Source organism: Pseudomonas sp. G34 (genome assembly GCF_031119625.1).
In the GTDB taxonomy this organism is placed as follows: Bacteria; Pseudomonadota; Gammaproteobacteria; order Pseudomonadales; family Pseudomonadaceae; genus Aquipseudomonas.
Window position 1 is genome coordinate 78,965 of the sequence record NZ_JAVHZV010000007.1, and the last position, 18,468, is coordinate 97,432.

The following is an 18,468-nucleotide window of genomic DNA, read 5'->3' on the forward strand; positions in this document are numbered from 1 at the left end:
GTATCACTCGCTGCCCAGATGAAGGGGGGTTGCCACGCGGCCATCGGGTTCGGCCTGGCCCAGGTTGACGTCGAGCAGGTAGATGCGCTCGTCGGCCAGTTTGCCACTGTCCACCAGATAGGCCTTGATCGCCGCTGCACGTGCCTGTGCCAGCTGGCGTTGCAGGCCGCGGCTGTCGCTCCAGGATGCCAGCACCGCGGCATGCAATTGCGCGGTGCGTTGTTCATCACTCAGGTTGGCCCACTCGGCCGGTGGCTGCTGCTTGAGGCGGGCTCGGTAGATGCCTTCGAGCAGCGGTGCCTTTTCGTCCTCGGGCACTGCCAGCTCTTCGGCACTGGCCGGCACCTGGTCACCACGGCGTTGCATGATGCGGTACAGGTAATCCTGATACTCGCGCTCCAGGCGCTGTTCGGCGAGCAGTGGGCCGTCGCTGCTCTGGGCGGCGGCGCCTTCGATTTCCAGGCGCAGGGCCGGGCGCTCCTGCAGGGCGCTGGCCAGGGTGTCGAGGGCTTTACGGGCCTGGTCGTCCAGCTCGGCGCTGCCAGGCGCGAAGACGATGGTGCTCAGGTCCATGTTGCTGCCGCCGCTGACCAGGCCGCCAATGAATTTGAATGGTGCCTGGGCCGTGCGCAGCACCAGGTTGCGCAGGGTCTGCCAGACGATCGGCATGACGCTGAACTGCGGGTCATTGAGGTCGCCCTGCAGGGGCAGCTCCAGGGAAATACGCCCCTGGGTGTCCTTGAGCAGCGCCACCGCCAGGCGGATCGGCAGGTCGACGGCATCCGGGCTGTCGACCTTCTCGCCAAGTTGCAGTTGCTCGACCAGCACCTTGTTCTCGGCGTTGAGCTTGCCGTTGTTGATGCGGTAGTGCAGGTCCAGGTTCAGGCGGCCCTTGCGGATGCGGTAGCCGGCGAACTTGCCGGAGTAGGGCGTCAGGGTGGTCAGCTCGACCTGCTTGAACTGGGTGGCGATATCCAGGCTCTGCATCGGGTCGAACGGCGTCAGGCTGCCCTTGATGCTGACCGGCGCGTAGCGGTCGACCTTGCCGCTGATATCCACCGGCGCAGGCTTGCTACTGGTGCTGTCCAGGGTGCCGATGCGGCCATTGAGCTGCTGCACGGCGGTGGCGAAGTTGGGCCTGAGGCTGAAGTCGGCGAAGTTGGCCGAACCGTCCTTGAGGCTGACCTCGCCGATGCGGATCGCCAGCGGTTTGTCCTCGGCCGCCGCGGCCGACGACTTGGCCTGCGAGGCATTGCCAGCCGGTTGCTTGACGATCAGCTCGTTGACGTTGGTGGTCAGGTCTTCGTTGATCACGAAACGCGCGTAGGGCTGTTGCAGATCGACCCGTTGGATATCCAGGCGCTCGCCATGGCGGTAGTCGATGCCGCCCAGATCCAGCTGCTTCCAGCGCAGCAGGTCGCGGTCCTTGATGGTGTCGAGGGTATGCAGCTGGGTCACCTGAGCCTTGCCCTGCACGCGCAGCGCCAGTGGTTCGGTGCCGGTGAGGGCGACGTCGAGATCGCTGCTCAGCAGGCCGCTGCGCAGCTCCAGGTGCACGAAGGGGCTGATGTACGCCTGTGCCACGCGCATGTCGAGGTTACGGGTGGCGACTTTCAGGTTGGCGGTGGTCGGGCTCAGCTGCACCTGACCTTCAGCTTGCAGCTTGCCCTGCTTGCCGACACCGGTATCGAGCTTGAGGGTGAAGGGCGAGGTGCCCAGGCTGTCGAAGTTGTGCATGTCGAGGTTGAGCGGGCCGAGTTCGACGGCGACTTCCTCGTCGGGTACGCGATCCACCAGGTGAGCGTGGTAATCGCGCAGTTGTGCGTCCTTGACCTGCACCTGCCAGGGCTTGGCCGGCTGTTTCGCCGGCGCATCATTCGCTGCTTTGCCGGGCGTTGGTTGATCGGTGTCGGCGGCCGGGGCCTGTTTGGCACCTTGGCCCGTTTCGCCGGCAAACAGCTTCTGCCAGTCCAGCTCGCCATCTTTTTCGCGCGTTGCCCAGGCTTCGAGCTTCTGGCCGCGCACCTTGCCGATCACCACCTGTTGCTTGGCCAGGTCCAGCGAGGTTTCGCTGACTTCCAGGGATTGCAGCTTGATCAGCGGCTTGCCATCCGGGGTCTGCATGGCGAACGGCGCGGCCTTGATACGGGTGTTGCTGAGGGTCAGCTCGGTGCCCTTGCGCAGGTCCAGGCGATAATCGGTGGCAAGGTTCACCACGCCCTGTTCGAGCACCAGTGGCAAGGCGTCGCGAACATAGGGCCAGAACGCCTGCATGGGCTCGTCGGTGATCTTCAGGGTGCCGCTGGAGCTGAACGGGCTGAGGCTCAGCTCGCCGCGCCAGTCGATGCGCCCGCCTGCCGGGCCTGTGGCCACCAGGGTCATGTCGGCGTTGTCGTCGGGCAGGGTGCTGAGGTTGTGCAGCTCGAGGTTCAGGTCGTCGTAGTGGATGTCGATCGGCTCCTGCGGGCGCAGGTCCTGAAAGCGCAGGTTGCCGCCGGCCAGTTCGATGCGCTCGATGCGCAGGGGAAACGGATCGCCTGGCTCGTCGGCCTTGGGCTCGCTGGGCGGCAGCTTGAACAGTTGCGCCAGGTTCAGGCTGCCGTCCTTGGCGAAGCGCACCTCGGTGTGCGGCTTGACCAGGGTGACATCCGCCAGGTGCAGGGCGCCGCTCCACAGGCTGTCCAGCTGCAGGTCGAGCGCCAGGTGTTCGAACGCCACCTGCTCCTTGCCGGGCTCGCCCAGGTGCAGGCCCCACAATTTCAGTTCCAAAGTGAAGGGGTTGAACTGCAGACGATCCAGCCGCGCCGGCTGGGTGGCGTAGTTCTCCAATTGCTGATTGGCGATACGCAGGGCAACGCCCGGCAGGATCAAGAAGCCAATCAGGCTGTACAGCCCCAGGGCGATCAACAGGGCGGTGGCGGCGCGGCGCAATCCTTTGGACATGGTTTCGCTTCATCTTCCTGGCGGGAGTGCCTTGGATTATGGCATGGGCCCCCGGTTCCACGGAAAGCCACTGGTTCCTAGAAATGCAGGACGAGGGTCTTCAGCGGCGGATTACCATCGCTCGAGGGGAAGTCCGCGGCCGGCTGCAATTGCTCGTGTTCGCGTACCGCACGGCCCAGCTTCGCGGCGCAGCGCAGCACCTGTTCGCGCCACTCGTCCATTGGCACTTTCGCCAGGTTGTTGCAGCACACCAGGGTGCCGTCTTCGGCGGTGGCGAGAATCGCCGGCTTCAGCAGGCTCTGGTAATCGCGCAGCAGGTCGACGGTGCCGAAGGCGCTCTTGGCCCAGGCCGGCGGGTCGAGAAACACCAGGTCGAACTGGCGCTGCTCGAGGCGCGGGTAGCTCGGCAGCTTGTGGCCGCGACGGGCGGCGATGGGCAGGCCGGCCCACTGGCGGATCGCCGGGAAGTAGTCGGACTGCACGAACTGCATGGCCGGCAGCGCCGGGTTGAGCGCAGCATTCTCGCGGCCGACCGCCAGGTTGCCTTCGGCGAAGTCGAGGTTCACCACCTCGCTGGCACCACCCGCGGCGGCATTCAGGCCCACGCCACAGGTGTAGGCGAACAGGTTGAGCACGCGCTTGCCGGCGCTATGGCGCTGTACCCAGCCGCGGGCGTTGCGCAGGTCGAGAAACAGCAGCGGGTCCTGCCCGGCATGACGGCCGCGCACCCGGTAGTTCAGGCCCCATTCCCGGCCCACCAGGTCGGCCAGCGCATCGTCAGCGGCGCTGTACACCGGGTCGCTGCGGTCGACGCGCGAGTTGCCCTTGGAGCGGTCGTTGTAGACCAGCAGCGTCGCGAAACCGAGGGTTTCGTTGACCTGCTCGTGCAGGGCCAGCAGCTCGTCACGGCTCAGCGTCTGGTGAAAGCTTTGCACCATCAACTGCTGGCCGTAACGGTCGACGGTCAGGCCGCTGGCGCCTTCCTGGCTACCGTGAAACAGGCGATAGCAATCGGTGTCCTGCGCGTGCAGTTCGGCGATCAGGGCTTGGCGATTGGCGAGTGCGGCGCGCACTGCCTGGTCGAGAGACGGCATGGCGGCGACTCGTGGAAAAGGGGGCACGCAGTCTACCACCCTCGGAATCGCTTAAACGCCTGCCGGGCCGTGTTGCATGCCTGGCTCGCCGGAGCTGTCAGTACGGCGGCAGGCCCATGCGAATCCGCGAGCGGTGCAACGAGCCGCTGCGCACCGCCCAGCGGATGATCGGCGCGATGCCCTGCACGCCGCCGCGCACCAGGCGGCTGTGCAGCGGTGTCATGGGCTGGTCGAGCAGCTGCTGCGCCCAGTCGGGCAACAGGTCGATGCCGGCCTGCATGAACAGCTTGCCCACCGGCGCGGCCAGCCGGCTCGGCGCAGGCGCCGCCAGCAGGATGCGCAGGATTTCCCGCGAGCGCTCGTCGCAGCACAACTGGCCGCGCATACGCTGCAGGTAGCTGTCGATCTGCGTACGGTCGCGCGGTACGTCGCCGGCGCCCAGGCGTTCGGCCACCAGGGCGACCTCGGCGTAATAGCGGTCCTGATCGGCGCCGCTCATCTGCGGGTTGAGGTAGCGCAGGTGGGCCTGCAGGAAGCTGTGCACTTCGGCGACATGTACCCAGGTCAGCAGCTCAGGGTCGCTGGCGCTATAGGGGCGGCCCTCCGGCGCGGTACCGACGACGTGCAGGTGGATGCGCCTGACCTTGTCGATCAGCCAGTCGGCGTCGGCTCGGCTGGCGAAGGTGGTGCCGGAGACGAACTGGCCGGTGCGGCGCAGGCGGCCGAGCAGGTCTTCGCGAAAGTTGGAGTGATCCCAGACCCCGGCCAGCGCCAATGGATGCAGGGCCTGCAGCAGCAGGGCGGTGATACCGCCGATAAGCATGCTGGTGAAGTCGCCGTGGATGCGCCAGCACACGGCGTCCGGGCCGAACAGGCCGGGGTCGCCCTTGGGGTTTTCGAAGTCGATCTGGCCGAGAGAAATGCCGCTCAGGCTCAGGGCTTGCTGTTCGATGCGGCGGCGAATGATTTCCATGGCGCGAGCCTAAAGCGCTGCGCTGCCGGCCACAAGTCATTGCGGGCTCACTCGCCCGGGGACTCGGAGCGGCCCCGAATGCATTGCCACGCGCAGCGTGAGGGACCATCGGGGGCGTAATGCGCCGGGCTGTCGTGACGCTGCGCGAGAATGCCCGCGGGTATCGCTACGCTCAACGTCGGGCTACAGGTTCATTGCCTGCTGTAGCCTGTGGTCGAGCGCAGCGATACCCAGGGAGCCTGCACTCAGGTGTTGAGCCGCTCGGCCACCAGGCTGTCGACCACCGCCGGGTCGGCCAGGGTCGAGGTGTCGCCCAGGGTGTCCAGCTCGTTGCAGGCGATCTTGCGCAGGATGCGGCGCATGATCTTGCCCGAACGGGTCTTCGGCAGGCCCGGCGCCCACTGGATCAGCTCCGGTTTGGCGAAGCTGCCGATCTCCTTGCCGACCAGGCTGAGCAACTCCTTCTTCAACTCGTCGCTGGGCTCCACGCCATTCATGGTGGTGACGAAGGCGTAGATGCCCTGGCCCTTGACGTCATGGGGATAGCCGACCACCGCCGCCTCGGCCACGGCGTCGTGCAGCACCAGGGCGCTTTCCACTTCGGCGGTGCCGATGCGGTGGCCGGAGACGTTGATCACGTCGTCGATGCGCCCGGTGATCCACCAGTAGCCGTCCTCGTCGCGGCGTGCGCCGTCACCGCTGAAGTAGTAGCCGGGGTAGGCGGTGAAGTAGGTCTCCAGCATGCGCTTGTGGTCGCCATACACGCTGCGGATCTGGCTCGGCCAACTGGCCTTGATCGCCAGCACGCCGGCGCCGGGGCCGTCGATTTCCTTGCCTTGCTCGTCGAGCAGCACCGGCTGCACGCCAAAGAACGGGCGGGTCGCCGAGCCGGGTTTGAGGTCGGTGGCGCCCGGCAATGGGGTGATCATGATGGCGCCGGTCTCGGTCTGCCACCAGGTGTCGACGATCGGGCAGCGCTGTTCGCCGACCACCTTGAAGTACCACTCCCAGGCTTCCGGGTTGATCGGCTCGCCGACGCTGCCGAGCAGGCGCAGGCTGCTGCGTGAGGTGTCCTTCACCGGCGCTTCGCCTTCGCGCATCAGTGCGCGCAGGGCGGTCGGTGCGGTGTAGAAGATGTTCACCTGATGCTTGTCGATCACCTGCCAGAAGCGCGAGGTGTCCGGGTAGTTGGGCACGCCCTCGAAGATCAGACTGGTGGCGCCATTGGCCAGCGGGCCGTAGACGATGTAGCTGTGCCCGGTGACCCAGCCGACATCGGCGGTGCACCAGTAGATATCGCCGTCGTGGTAATCGAATACGTACTTGTGGGTCATCGCCGCCTGCAGCAGGTAGCCGGCGGTGCTGTGCAGCACGCCCTTGGGTTTGCCGGTGCTGCCCGAGGTGTAGAGGATGAACAGCGGGTCTTCGGCGTCCATCGGCTCGGCGGGGCAGTCGGCGCCTGCCTGCTGCACGGCCTGGTGGTACCAGAGATCGCGCTTGTCGTCCCAGTCGACCGGGTTGCCGGTGCGTTTGACCACCAATACGCTGGATACGCCCGGGCAGCTCTTCAGCGCCTTGTCGACGTTGCTCTTGAGCGGGATGCGCTTGCCGCCGCGCACCGCTTCATCGGCGCTGATCACCGTGCGGCAGTCGGCATCGAGAATGCGGTCGCGCAGGGCATCCGGCGAGAAGCCGCCGAACACCACCGAGTGCACCGCGCCGATGCGCGTGCAGGCGAGCATGGCGTAGGCGGCCTCGGGAATCATCGGCATGTAGATGCACACCCGGTCGCCTTTCTCCACGCCGCGCGCCTTGAGCACGTTGGCCAGCCGGCAAACCTGCTCGTGCAGCTGTTTGTAGGTGATGCGGGCCGAGTCCTTGGGGTCGTCGCCTTCCCAGATCAGTGCCACCTGATCGCCACGCTTGGCCAGATGGCGGTCGATGCAGTTATGGCTGATATTCAGCTGGCCGCCGGAGAACCAGCGCACGTCGCCCTGGCTCAGGCTGCCACTGCAGACCTCATCCCAGGGTTTGTACCAGTCGAGAAAGGCGTTGGCCTGCTCGCCCCAGAAGGTCTGCGGGTCATCGACCGACTGGCGATAAAGACGCTGGTAGGCAGCGTCGTCGAGGTGGGTACGCTGGCGCGTGGCGTCGCTGACGGGATAGCGATGGGGTAGAGACATGGCGAGTCACCCTTGTTGTTATATGTCCGCAATAGACATCAAGGGTAGCAGCCAAGTTTTAGGGCGAGACCAAGAGTGGTTCAACGTATTGCAGGCGCCCACTGTCGGGCGCCTGCCATAAGGATCAACCGCGATGGCGACCGCGGAAGTAGTTGATCAGCCCCTGGGTGGAGCCGTCTTCGGCGCTGCTCTGCTCGCTGCCGACCATGCGCGAGTAGACGCCCTTGCCCAGCTCCTTGCCGAGCTCCACGCCCCACTGGTCGAAGGCGTTGATGCCCCAGATGGCGCTCTGGGTGAACACCTTGTGTTCGTACAGGGCAACCAGCGCACCCAGGCGGCGCGGGCTGATGCGTTCGAGCACCAGGGTATTGCTCGGCCGGTTGCCGGGGATCACCTTGTGCGGCGCCAGGCGCTGCACGTCTTCTTCGCTCATGCCCTTGGCACGCAGTTCGGCCTCGGCCTCCTCGCGGGATTTGCCGAGCATCAGCGCCTGGCTCTGCGACAGGCAGTTGGCGTACAGCCACTGGTGGTGGTCGGCGACCGGGTTGAAGCTGACCACCGGCACGATGAAATCCGCCGGAATCAGCTGGGTGCCCTGGTGCAGCAACTGATGGTAGGCGTGCTGGCCGTTACAGCCCACGCCACCCCAGATCACCGGGCCGGTGGCGCCGCTGACCGGGCTGCCATCCTGGCGCACGCGCTTGCCGTTGGACTCCATGTCCAGCTGCTGCAGGTGCTTGGTGATGTTGCGCAGGTAGTGGTCGTACGGCAGGATCGCCTGGCTCTGGGCGTCCCAGAAATTTCCGTACCACACGCCCAGCAGGGCCAGCAGCACCGGCATGTTCTGCTCGAACGGCGCGGTCTTGAAATGCATGTCCATGCTGTAGGCGCCGGCCAGCAGCTCCTTGAAGTTGGACATGCCGATGGACAGGGCGATCGGCAAACCGATGGCCGACCACAGTGAATAGCGGCCGCCCACCCAGTCCCACATCGGGAAGATGTTTTCCTCGCGAATACCGAATGCCGCCGCGGCCTCGCGGTTGCTCGACACGGCGATGAAGTGGCGGTACAACTCGGCCTCCGAGCCGCCCTGGGCCAGGTACCAGCCGCGCGCCGCCTGGGCGTTCTTCAGGGTTTCCAGGGTGCCGAAGGACTTCGACGAGACGATGAACAGGGTGGTTTCCGCCTGCAGCTTGGCCGACAGCTCGTGAAACTCGCTGCCGTCGATATTGGCCAGGTAGTGGCAACGCACGCCGCGCTGGGCGAACGGCAGCAGGGCCTCGGAAACCAGTTGCGGGCCGAGGAACGAGCCGCCGATGCCGATGTTCACCACGTCGGTGATCGGCTTCTCGGTATAGCCGCGCCACAGGCCGCTGTGGATACGCCCGACCAGCTCGGTCATCTGCTGCAGCACGCGTTGTACGTGGGGCATCACATCGACGCCGTCGACCAGCACCTTGTCGCCCAGCGGCCGGCGCAGGGCGGTGTGCAATGCCGGGCGGCCTTCCGAGGCATTGAGCTTCTCGCCGTCGAACATGGCGCGGATCGACTGCTCCAGGCCGACTTCACGGGCCAGGGCCATCAGCAGGGCGATGGTCTGGTCGCTGGCCAGGTTCTTCGAATAGTCGAGAAACAGGCCGCAACTGCTCAGGGAAAACTGCTCGAACCGCTTTGCATTACCCGCGAAGGCATCGCGCATGCTGAAGTGCTGCATGGCCTGGCGGTGCTGTTGCAGCGCCTGCCAGGTGGGGAGGGCGAGAACATCGAGCGGCTGACGGTGATACGCCATGGGGCATCCTTGTTGGGGCATTGGGTGGGCAGGCTTCAACGGTGTGTTCTGCATACTAAAAAGCCCGGTTGATTGTCCGGGCTTTCAGTGTAGGCGTGCTGCGGTCTATCAGTAGCCCTGATCCAGGGTGAAGCTCAGGTTATCGATCAGCCGGGTGTTACCCAGGTAAGCCGCCACCAGCACGACCAGCTCGCGATCACCCGGGCTGATGCTGCGCAGGCTCTGCGCTTCGCGTACTTCCAGGTAGTCGGCGCGCAGGCCGGCAGCGGCATGCTGCTGCTGGGCAATGGCGATCAACTTGGGCAGGTCGCGTTCGCCGGCCTGCACGGCCCCGGCGATCTGCTTCAGCGAGCGGTACAGCACGCTGGCGGTGGCACGCTGTTCGTCGCTCAGGTAACCGTTGCGCGACGACAAGGCCAGGCCGCTGTCGGCGCGCACCGTGGGCTCGCCGATGATCTCGATCGGCATGTTGAGGTCGCGCACCAGGGTGCGGATCACTGCCAGCTGCTGGAAGTCCTTCTGGCCAAACACCGCCAGATCCGGCTGCACCATGTTGAACAGCTTGGTCACCACGGTGGCCACGCCTTCGAAATGCCCCGGGCGGCTGGCACCGCACAGGCCTTCGGAAACACCGGGCACGCTGACCCGCGTCTGCTCGCCCATGCCGCCGGGGTACATCTCCTCGACGTTCGGGTGGAACAGCAGATCGCAGCCGGCGTCGATCAGCCGCTGCTGGTCGGCCTGCAGGGTGCGCGGGTACTTGTCGAGGTCCTCGGCCGGGCCGAACTGCATCGGGTTGACGAAGATGCTGGCGACCACGAAGTCGGCGCGCTGCGCGGCTTTCTCCACCAAGGCGGCATGGCCGGCGTGCAGGTTGCCCATGGTCGGCACCAGGGCGATCTGCTTGCCTTCCTGGCGGGCCTGGGCAACGGCGGCGCGCAGCTCGCGCACGGTATTGACGGTGTTCATGCGGAGAATCCGTGCTCGGCGGCCGGGAAGCTGACCGCCTTGACCTCTTTTACATAGGCGGCGAGGGCATCCTGGATGCTCGCCTGGCCGCTCATGAAGTTCTTCACGAACTTGGCCACCCGGCCGGTCAGCGACAGGCCGAGCATGTCGTGCAGTACCAGTACCTGGCCGTCGGTCTGCGGGCCGGCGCCGATGCCGATCACCGGCACATTCACCGTACGGCTGATTTCGCCGGCCAGGTCGCTCGGCACGCATTCGAGCAGCAGCATGGCGGCGCCGGCCTGCTCCAGGGCGATGGCGTCGGCGACCATCTGGCGCGCCTGGCTGTGTTCACGGCCCTGCACCTTGTAACCGCCGAGGATGTTCACCGCCTGGGGCGTGAGGCCCATGTGCGCGCACACCGGCACGCCACGTTCGGCCAGTTTGCTGATGGATTCGGCCAGCCAGGCGGCGCCTTCGACCTTGATCATGTGGGCGCCGGCCTGCATCAGCAGGCCCGAGTTGTGCAGGGTCTGCTCCAGGGTGGCATTGGCCATGAACGGCAGGTCGGCGACGATCAGCGCGCCGGCATTGCCGCGCTTGACGCTGGCGGTGTGATAGACGGTGTCGGCCATGCTCACCGGCAGGGTGCTGTCATGCCCCTGCAGCACCATGCCCAGCGAGTCGCCGATCAGCAGCACTTCGACCCCGGCCTTGCTGCAGGCAGCGGCGAAGGTGGCGTCGTAACAGGTCAGCATGGTGATTTTCTCACCCTTCTGCTTGAGCGCTCGCAGGGTGGTCAGGGTTACATCAGGCATGAACGTATCCTCACTCGGAACCTGTGCGGGCCTGTTCATGCAGGCTCTCGTGGCGCAGGTTCACGTTGGCATCGAAGGGGCAGCAGGGCTGCTTCAATGTGGCCCCGGCAGGGGCAATGGGTGGCTATAGTCCCGATGGCAAGGGCGCAAGTCAATCGAATGTGTTACCGCGCTGTTACGTCGTTACCGCTGGCGGTGTGCCCGAGGTATCAGGGCTGCAGACGCTCCAGGCCTGCGAACGGGCAGGCCGCCAGCAGCTCGCCGAGGGGGCGGCCGTCGGGCAATTCGAGATCGGCGGCGATCTCCGCCAGGGGGTAGAGCACGAAGGCGCGCAGGTGCATCTGGTAATGGGGCACACGCAGGCGCGGCTCGTCGATCTGCTGATTGCCGAATAGCAGGATATCCAGGTCCAGGGTGCGCGGCCCCCAGCGCTCATGTCGCTCGCGGCCCTGACCCAGTTCGATGGCTTGCAGGGCGTCGAGCAGTGCCAGGGCTTGCAGATCGGTATCCAGCGCCGCCACGGCATTGGTATAGCGAGGCTGACCAGGCAGCAGCGAGTCGCTGACATAGAAGGAGGAAACGCTGACCAGGCGCGTAGTTGGCAATTGCGCCAGGGAGGCGAGCGCCTGACGCAGCTGCTCGGCGGGTTCGGCGAGGTTACTGCCCAGACCGATATAGGCGCGTTCCATCAGTTACTCGCCAGCGCCGCCCTGGGGGTTGCGCTTGCGCTTGGCACCGCCGCTACGCCGGCGCTTGCGCGGGGCGCCCGTGGCACCAGCGGCGTCGTCCTTGCCGGACAGGTTGCGGATCATCACCCGGCGATCACTGTCGCTGGCGTCCTGGTAGTCGGTCCACCAGTCGCCGAGGCCGCCGGTTTCCTCGCCAGCGCTTTCGCGCAGCAGCAGGAAATCATAACCGGCGCGGAAGCGCGGGTTCTCCAGCAGCAGGTCGGCGCGCTTGCCGCTACGCCGTGGCAGGCGCTCCTGCATGTCCCAGATCTCGCGGATCGGCATGGTGAAGCGCTTCGGTACGGCGATGCGCTGGCACTGCTCGGCGATCAGTTCGTGGGCGGCTTCCTGCATGGCCGGAATGGCCGGCATGCCACGTTCCTGCAGGCGAATCACCCGCGCCGGCAGGGCCGGCCAGAGCAGCGCCGCGAACAGGAAGGCCGGGGTCACCGGCTTGCCCTGATGGATACGCAGGTCGGTGTTGTCCAGGGCATTGCGGATCAGCGTGTCGGTGTATTCCGGATTCTGCCGCAGCGCCGCGGCGCTGGCCGGGAACAGCTGGCCGAACAGGCCGTAGTCGACCAGCAGGTCGTAGGTGTAGATGGCGTAACCGCTGAGAAACAGCTTGAGCACTTCATCGAACAGGCGCGCAGCGGGAATGCCGCCCAGCAGGTGCGCCAGGTCGTGGATGGGGTCGGCGCTGTGCTTCTCGATATCGAAGTCCAGCTTGGCGGCGAAACGCACCGCACGGAGCATGCGCACCGGGTCTTCCTGGTAACGCTGCGTGGGGTTGCCGATCAGCCGCACCAGGTTGTTGCGGATGTCATGCATGCCGTTGGCGTAGTCGAGAATCCGCTCGGAAACCGGATCGTAGTACAGCGCGTTGATGGTGAAGTCGCGGCGCTGGGCGTCGTCTTCCAGGGTGCCGTAGACGTTGTCACGCAGGATGCGCCCGCTTTCGTTGCGCGAAGACTGGTTGCTGTCTTCTTCGTCCTCACCTTCGGGGTGATTGGCGCGGAAGGTGGCGGTTTCGATGATCTCGCGGCCAAAGTGCACATGCACCAGCTTGAAACGGCGACCGATCACCCGGGCGTTACGGAACTCGCCCCTGACCTGTTCCGGTGTGGCGCTGGTGGCGACATCGAAGTCCTTGGGCTCGATACCCAGCAGCAGGTCACGCACGCAGCCACCAACCAGATAGGCCTCGTAGCCTGCGTTCTGCAGACGCTCGACCACGCTGATGGCGTAGCGGCTGATCTGCCCGCGTTGGATCGGGTGCTGGTTGTTATTCAGCACGTGCGGCGTGCTGTGAGGCTGATGCGCACGGCGCAGCGGGGAGCGGAAGGACTTGAACAGCTTTTTCAGCATGGAGGGCACTGTATGACGAATTGAGCGGCCAGAATAATGGAAAGGCGCAGAAATAGCGCGGATTCTAGCATCGAGTGGTACTGGGACGTAAGCGGGGCGGCGGGCAGGCCGGGGTGGGATACGACTGGGGGAGCCGAAGCTCCCCCATAAATGTTGCTATGTCGTTCTTGTTATGCAGGCTGTTGTTCTTGTTGGGTGCCTGTTCCGGATCGGGTCCGGAGTACCTCCCGACTGGGAGCAAGAGCGAACGGATTATTTTGGATGCTGACGCTACCTCAGGCCCTGGATCTCACCCACTGGGTGGTGTCCGTCGACATTTATTGTTGTTGTCTGTCTGGCTGTGGCGCCGAGAGGCAATCCTCTCCAAAATAATCAGTTAGCTGCGTCTTCCGCGATCTTGTTCTTATTGTGCTGAAGCCGTTACGTCTTATTTTTATTATCGTGGGTCATGCTTGTTATTGTTGTTGTGCCAGACATAGAGCATATGCCGTGCCAGTTTTTATTTTTCCTTTAAAAACAGTGGCTTGTAAATTTTTATGGTTTTGCGGGCAGAAAAAAGCCGGGATTCCGTTACCGTAAACCCCGGCTTTGTTACGTCTTGTCATGATCGGCGGTAACACCCGCCCTAGAGCGTTGCGCGCCGTGCTATTCGCTGGCGGCGCTGGACTTGCGACGCGGAATGCCCAGGCGCTGGCGCCGTTCCCACAGGCATTTGCGGCTGATGCCCAGCTTGCGGGCCAGTTCGGTCTCGGTCATGTGGTCCTGGTGCTCGAGCACGAAGTGCTGGAAGTAGTCTTCCAGTGACAGGTCTTCGCTGGGATCCTGGCTGGTCGCGTTGACCGTGGCGCTCTGCGTCGCCAGGCCCATGAACACGTCTTCGTCCAGATCCTCCAGCTCGATGTCGATGCCCAGCAGGTCGGCGTTGATGGTGCTGCCGTCGCAGAGGATCACCGAACGCTCGATGGCATTCTCCAGCTCGCGCACGTTGCCCGGCCAGCTGTAGTGGTGAATGGCCTGTTCGGCATCGGGGCCGAAGTGCAGGTCGCTGCGGCCCGCACGGGCGGACTGGCGAGCGAGAAAGGCGCGGGCGATTTCCAGCACGTCGGCGCCACGCTCGCGCAGTGGCGGCAGCTTCAGGGCGATGACGTGCAGGCGGTAATAAAGGTCTTCACGGAACTGGCCGGTTTTCGACAGGGTTTTCAGGTCGCGGTGGGTCGCGGCGATCAGGCGCACGTCGACCTTTTGCGATTGCACCGAGCCGACCCGGCGAATCTCGCCTTCCTGCAGCACGCGCAGCAGGCGCGCCTGGGCTTCCAGAGGCAATTCGCCGATCTCGTCGAGAAACAGCGTGCCGCCGTCGGCCGCTTCCACCAGGCCGGCGCGGCTGGCGCTGGCCCCGGTGAAGGCGCCCTTCTCGTGGCCGAACAGTTCAGACTCGATCAGGGTTTCCGGGATCGCCGCGCAGTTCACCGAGATCAGCGGCGCCTTGGCGCGCTTGGAGAGGTTGTGCAGCGCGCGGGCGACCAGCTCCTTGCCGGTACCGGACTCGCCCTGCACCAGCACATTGGAGTCGGTGGGCGCGACCTTGCGGATCTTGCCGTACAGCTCGAGCATGGCCGGGCTCGAGCCGATGATGCCGATTTCGCCGCTGGCTGCCTTATCGGCCTTTTCGGCGCCACGTGGCGCAGCAGGCGCGCCGGCGGCCTGGTTGCGCGCCTCGCGGTCACGCAGGATGCGCGCCACGGCCTGGAGCATTTCGTCATGGTCGAAGGGCTTGGCGATGTAGTCGACGGCGCCCATTTTCATCGAATCGACCGCCGAACGCAGGCTGGCGTAGCTGGTCATGATCAGCACCGGCGCGCCCTGGGCGAGCTTGATCAGCTCGGTGCCCGGTGCGCCCGGCAGGCGCAGGTCACTGACCACCAGATCGAAGCCAGGAATATCGAAACGTTCCTGGGCTTCCTGTACCGAACCGGCCTCGCTGACCTGGTACTGGTTGCGTTCGAGCAGGCGACGCAGGGCAGAGCGGATGATGGTTTCGTCTTCGACGATCAGGATATGAGGCATTTAAACGAATTCTCTCGACGGTCTCGGAACCTGCTTCCTGGTGCTGCGGCCAAGCTGGGCCGCACGCACTCTCGGGAATGCGGTTCTTCGGAATTTAGTTCGCCAGTGGCATTGCCTCGATGTGGCGCGGCAGCGTCACCCGGATACGGGTGCCACGTTGCTGCTCGGGGTCGATCGGGCTGTCGATTGTTATCTGGCCATAATGCTCTTCCACGATGGAATAGACCAGCGCGAGGCCGAGTCCGGTTCCTTTTCCAGGGTCCTTGGTGGTGAAGAACGGCTCGAACAGCCGGTCAATCACGCCCTTGGGAATGCCGCTGCCTTCGTCCTCGACGATCAGGTCGACGGTGTGCTCCGAGGCCTCGCTGCGCACCCGGATCGCACCGCCGGCGGGCGAGGCGTCGCGGGCGTTGCTGAGCAGGTTGATCAGCACCTGGGCCAGGCGCTGCGGGTCGCCTTCGGCGCGGTGTGCGGGGTCACAGAGGTTGAAGAACTGCACGTCGACGCTGCGCCGGTTGAGGGCCAGCAGGCCGATGGCTTCCTGGGCGATTTCCGCCAGGCACACCGCTTCGTCGGCGTGCTGGTGGTTGCCGGAGTGGGCGAAGTTCATCAGCGAGTGGACGATGCGCGTGACCCGCTTGGTCTGTTCGAGGATCTGCCCGCTGATTTCGGTCAGCTCGGGATCGCCTTCGCGTTCCTCGCGCAGGTTCTGCGCCAGGCAGGCGATACCGGTGATCGGGTTGCCGATCTCGTGGGCCACCCCGGCGGCCAGGCGGCCGATGCTGGCCAGGCGCTCGGAGTGCACCAGCTTGTCTTCGAGCATCTGCGTCTCGGTAAGGTCCTCGACCAACAGCACCAGGCCGCTGTTGCCGGGCGCCAGGGGCTCGTCGATGGCCGCCTTGTGCAGGTTCAGCCAGCGGATCTGGCCGTCGAGGGCCAGGCGCTGCTTGTGCAGGTGCTCGTCGGGAATCTCGGTGAAACTCTGCAGCAGCTCGCGCCACGGCTCGGCCAGGGTCGACAGCCGCGAGCCGACGATACGCTGGGCGGGAATCTCGGTGAGCTCCTCCATGGCCTTGTTCCACATCAGGATCTCGTGATCCTTGGCCAGCGAGCAGACGCCCATGGGCAGCTCCTGCAGGGTCTGGCGGTGATAACGGCGCAGGGCATCGAGTTCGGCGGCAAGGCCGGTGAGGCGCGAGTGGTAGTCCTCCAGGCGGCTCTCGATGAAGTGGATGTCCTCGGTGACGTAACCCTCGGTACCGGACTTGTAGGGCAGGAAGGATTCGATGATGTCCTGGGCAACGCTGGGGCCCATCAGCCCGGACAGGTTCGCCTCCAGGCGGTCACGCAGGCGGCGCAGCGCATAGGGGCGGCTTTCGTCGAAGGGCAGGTGCAGGTCGCGCAGGGCCTGTTCGACCTCGCGCTGGGCGGTCTTGGCGCCGAGCGGCTTGGCCAGCTGGGCAGCGAATTCCTGGGGTGACAGGGCCAGCAGTTCGCGGCGTTGCGGGCGGCGCACGTTGTCCACTGCGCAGGCTTCGGCGGCGCTGTCTTCCTCGGGGCTGGAGTCGGTGAACACCGAGACCAGGGTGAACACCAGCACGTTGATGGCCAGCGAGGCGATGGCCGCCAGGTGCCAGCTGCTGTCATCGAGCACGTAGACCAGGTCCAGCACCGGCACGTACAGGCCGGGCAGGGTGCCGAGCAACGGCAGCAGCATGCTCACGCCCCACACCGCGATGCCGGCCAGCAGCCCGGCGATGAAACCGCGGCGGTTGGCGGTCGGCCAGTACAGCACCGAGAGCACCCCCGGCAGGAACTGCAGGGTGGCGACGAAGGAGACGATGCCCAGGTTGGCCAGATCCTGCCCGGCGTCGAGCAGGGTGTAGAAGGCGTAGCTGGCCAGGATGATGGCGACGATCAGCGCACGGCGCGTCCATTTCAGCCAGCGGTAGATGTTGCCTTCGGCCGGCGGCTGGTACAGCGGCAGCACCACATGGTTGAGCAGCATGCCGGACAGCGCCAGGGTGGTGACGATGATCAGCCCGCTGGAGGCCGACAGGCCGCCGATGTAGGCGATCAGCACGAGTGTCGGGCTGTCCACGGCGATACCCAGGCCCAGGGTGAAGTACTCCGGGTTGGTGGTCGAGCCCAGGCGCAGCCCGGCCCACAGGATCAGCGGCACGGCCAGGCTCATCAGCAGCAGGAACAGCGGCAGGCCCCAGCTGGCGCTGACCAGCGCGCGCGGGTTGAGGTTCTCGGTAAAGGTCATGTGGTACATGTGCGGCATGACGATCGCCGAGGCGAAGAACACCAGCAACAGGGTGCGCCACGGGCCTTCCTGCAAGGGCGTGTGCAGGCTGGCCAGGGCAGCCTGGTTGAGCACCAGCCATTGCTCCAGCTCACGGGGGCCGTCGAATACCGCATACAGCGCGTAGAGGCCGATGGCGCCCATGGCCAGCAGCTTGACCACCGACTCGAAGGCGATGGCGAACACCAGGCCTTCGTGTTTTTCCCGGGTGGCCAGGTGGCGGGCACCGAACAGGATGGTCACCAGAATGAACAGCCCGCAGAACGCCAGGGCAATCTGCGGCTGCACCGGCTCGCGGGTGAGGATGCCGATGGCATCGGTGACGGCCTGAATCTGCAGGGCCAGCAAGGGCAGCACGGCGATCACCATGCACAGGGTGCTGAGGGCGCCGGCCCAGGTGCTGCGAAAGCGGAAGGCGAACAGGTCGGCCAGTGACGACAACTGATAGGTGCGGGTGATGCGCAGGATGGGGTAGAGCAGCACCGGGGCGAGCAGGAAGGCGCCGGTCACCCCCAGGTAACTGGCCAGGAAGCCGTAGCCATATTGGTAGGCGAGGCCGACGCTGCCATAGAAGGCCCAGGCGCTGGCATACACGCCCAGCGACAGGGTGTAGGTCAGCGGGTGGCGAATGAGGCGGCGCGGAATCAGACCGCGGTCGGCGCACCAGGCGACGGCGAACAGCACGAGCAGGTAGGCGGCGCTGATCAGCATCAGCCCGCTGAGGCTAAAACTCATCGGCATGACGGCGGCTCTGTGAGGCGGAGTAAACGGCGGGCACCAGGCACTGGCGCATTGCTTCAGAGTTCATCGGCATCGCGCTGGCTCTGCAGGACGAAGGTCACCACGATGAGGATCAGCCACAGCATGTAGGGCCGATACCAGGCGCCGTTGGGGTCGATCCACCAGTCCATGATGGCAGGCGAGAACAGGTAGATGCCGACTACCAGAATCAGAACCAATCGATAGATATACATGCCGCGTCTCGCTACTGAGTGTGGCGATGGTAACGGAAGCGCGGGGCGCTGGCTAAGGGGCGTTTAGCCAGTGCCCCCACCCCGTTGGCCCGCCAGGTCGTATCGTTAATGCCTGTTGGGTCACAGCGCTGGCGCATATCTTGCTCACCGACCCCTGCCGTGACTGGGCAGACGCTTGCCCTTGGTGGCACTCTTCACCCGTTGATGGCTTGCTGAGCGATGCCAGCAGCTACGCTTGCTAGGCACGCGATCTCGCTGCGCCTCGATGGATTTCA

At 65.3% G+C, this 18,468-nt stretch carries 12 protein-coding genes; all 12 read right to left on the bottom strand.

The genetic code is table 11. The features are described from left to right. Window positions 1-3 precede the first annotated feature (3 nt). The 12 genes from QYS36_RS04065 to QYS36_RS04120 all read right to left on the bottom strand — a co-directional run bounded on the left by QYS36_RS04065 (window position 4) and on the right by QYS36_RS04120 (window position 18,193). On the bottom strand, window positions 4-2,943 hold the full coding sequence (locus tag QYS36_RS04065) for a DUF748 domain-containing protein (RefSeq protein ID WP_308838278.1): 2,940 nt from the start codon (window positions 2,941-2,943) through the stop codon (window positions 4-6). A 77-nt stretch (window positions 2,944-3,020) separates the two neighbouring features. Further along, window positions 3,021-4,037: a class I SAM-dependent methyltransferase gene (locus tag QYS36_RS04070; RefSeq protein ID WP_308838279.1), complete on the bottom strand. Its 1,017-nt coding sequence runs from the start codon at window positions 4,035-4,037 to the stop codon at window positions 3,021-3,023. Between the two features lie 97 nt (window positions 4,038-4,134). Next, a complete protein-coding gene (locus tag QYS36_RS04075; RefSeq protein ID WP_308838280.1) occupies window positions 4,135-5,010 on the bottom strand; it encodes an oxygenase MpaB family protein in 876 nt (291 codons plus the stop codon). 245 nt (window positions 5,011-5,255) lie between these two features. Beyond that, window positions 5,256-7,193: an acetate--CoA ligase gene (acs, locus tag QYS36_RS04080; RefSeq protein WP_308838281.1), complete on the bottom strand. Its 1,938-nt coding sequence runs from the start codon at window positions 7,191-7,193 to the stop codon at window positions 5,256-5,258. Between the two features lie 124 nt (window positions 7,194-7,317). Then, window positions 7,318-8,982 carry a glucose-6-phosphate isomerase gene (gene pgi / locus QYS36_RS04085; RefSeq protein ID WP_308838282.1) on the bottom strand — a complete coding sequence of 555 codons (1,665 nt, stop codon included), beginning with the start codon at window positions 8,980-8,982 and terminating at the stop codon, window positions 7,318-7,320. A 108-nt stretch (window positions 8,983-9,090) separates the two neighbouring features. Continuing rightward, window positions 9,091-9,951, bottom strand: coding sequence for a pantoate--beta-alanine ligase (gene panC, locus QYS36_RS04090; RefSeq protein ID WP_308838283.1), 861 nt, complete (start codon window positions 9,949-9,951; stop codon window positions 9,091-9,093). Next, window positions 9,948-10,748, bottom strand: coding sequence for a 3-methyl-2-oxobutanoate hydroxymethyltransferase (gene panB / locus QYS36_RS04095; protein ID WP_308838284.1), 801 nt, complete (start codon window positions 10,746-10,748; stop codon window positions 9,948-9,950). The genes panC and panB overlap by 4 nt, the downstream gene beginning before the upstream one ends. 209 nt (window positions 10,749-10,957) lie before the next feature. Next, window positions 10,958-11,437 carry a 2-amino-4-hydroxy-6-hydroxymethyldihydropteridine diphosphokinase gene (gene folK / locus QYS36_RS04100; protein WP_308838285.1) on the bottom strand — a complete coding sequence of 160 codons (480 nt, stop codon included), beginning with the start codon at window positions 11,435-11,437 and terminating at the stop codon, window positions 10,958-10,960. A gap of 3 nt (window positions 11,438-11,440) precedes the next feature. Next, a complete protein-coding gene (locus tag QYS36_RS04105; RefSeq protein ID WP_308838286.1) occupies window positions 11,441-12,844 on the bottom strand; it encodes a polynucleotide adenylyltransferase PcnB in 1,404 nt (467 codons plus the stop codon). Between the two features lie 645 nt (window positions 12,845-13,489). Next, window positions 13,490-14,911, bottom strand: coding sequence for a sigma-54 dependent transcriptional regulator (locus QYS36_RS04110; RefSeq protein ID WP_308838287.1), 1,422 nt, complete (start codon window positions 14,909-14,911; stop codon window positions 13,490-13,492). Between the two features lie 94 nt (window positions 14,912-15,005). Next, window positions 15,006-17,960 (bottom strand): ATP-binding protein, encoded by a 2,955-nt coding sequence (locus tag QYS36_RS04115; RefSeq protein ID WP_308838288.1) that lies wholly within the window; start codon window positions 17,958-17,960, stop codon window positions 15,006-15,008. Between the two features lie 56 nt (window positions 17,961-18,016). Beyond that, on the bottom strand, window positions 18,017-18,193 hold the full coding sequence (locus tag QYS36_RS04120; protein ID WP_013790070.1) for a hypothetical protein: 177 nt from the start codon (window positions 18,191-18,193) through the stop codon (window positions 18,017-18,019). Window positions 18,194-18,468 lie beyond the last annotated feature (275 nt).

Excerpts from the sequence above, each read along its gene's own strand:
- QYS36_RS04065 (WP_308838278.1), bottom strand. The coding sequence starts at position 2,943 with ATGTCCAAAGGATTGCGCCGCGCCGCCACCGCCCTGTTGATCGCCCTG.
- QYS36_RS04070 (WP_308838279.1), bottom strand. The coding sequence starts at position 4,037 with ATGCCGTCTCTCGACCAGGCAGTGCGCGCCGCACTCGCCAATCGCCAA.
- QYS36_RS04075 (WP_308838280.1), bottom strand. The coding sequence starts at position 5,010 with ATGGAAATCATTCGCCGCCGCATCGAACAGCAAGCCCTGAGCCTGAGC.
- acs (WP_308838281.1), bottom strand. The coding sequence starts at position 7,193 with ATGTCTCTACCCCATCGCTATCCCGTCAGCGACGCCACGCGCCAGCGT.
- pgi (WP_308838282.1), bottom strand. The coding sequence starts at position 8,982 with ATGGCGTATCACCGTCAGCCGCTCGATGTTCTCGCCCTCCCCACCTGG.
- panC (WP_308838283.1), bottom strand. The coding sequence starts at position 9,951 with ATGAACACCGTCAATACCGTGCGCGAGCTGCGCGCCGCCGTTGCCCAG.
- panB (WP_308838284.1), bottom strand. The coding sequence starts at position 10,748 with ATGCCTGATGTAACCCTGACCACCCTGCGAGCGCTCAAGCAGAAGGGT.
- folK (WP_308838285.1), bottom strand. The coding sequence starts at position 11,437 with ATGGAACGCGCCTATATCGGTCTGGGCAGTAACCTCGCCGAACCCGCC.
- QYS36_RS04105 (WP_308838286.1), bottom strand. The coding sequence starts at position 12,844 with ATGCTGAAAAAGCTGTTCAAGTCCTTCCGCTCCCCGCTGCGCCGTGCG.
- QYS36_RS04110 (WP_308838287.1), bottom strand. The coding sequence starts at position 14,911 with ATGCCTCATATCCTGATCGTCGAAGACGAAACCATCATCCGCTCTGCC.
- QYS36_RS04115 (WP_308838288.1), bottom strand. The coding sequence starts at position 17,960 with ATGCCGATGAGTTTTAGCCTCAGCGGGCTGATGCTGATCAGCGCCGCC.
- QYS36_RS04120 (WP_013790070.1), bottom strand. The coding sequence starts at position 18,193 with ATGTATATCTATCGATTGGTTCTGATTCTGGTAGTCGGCATCTACCTG.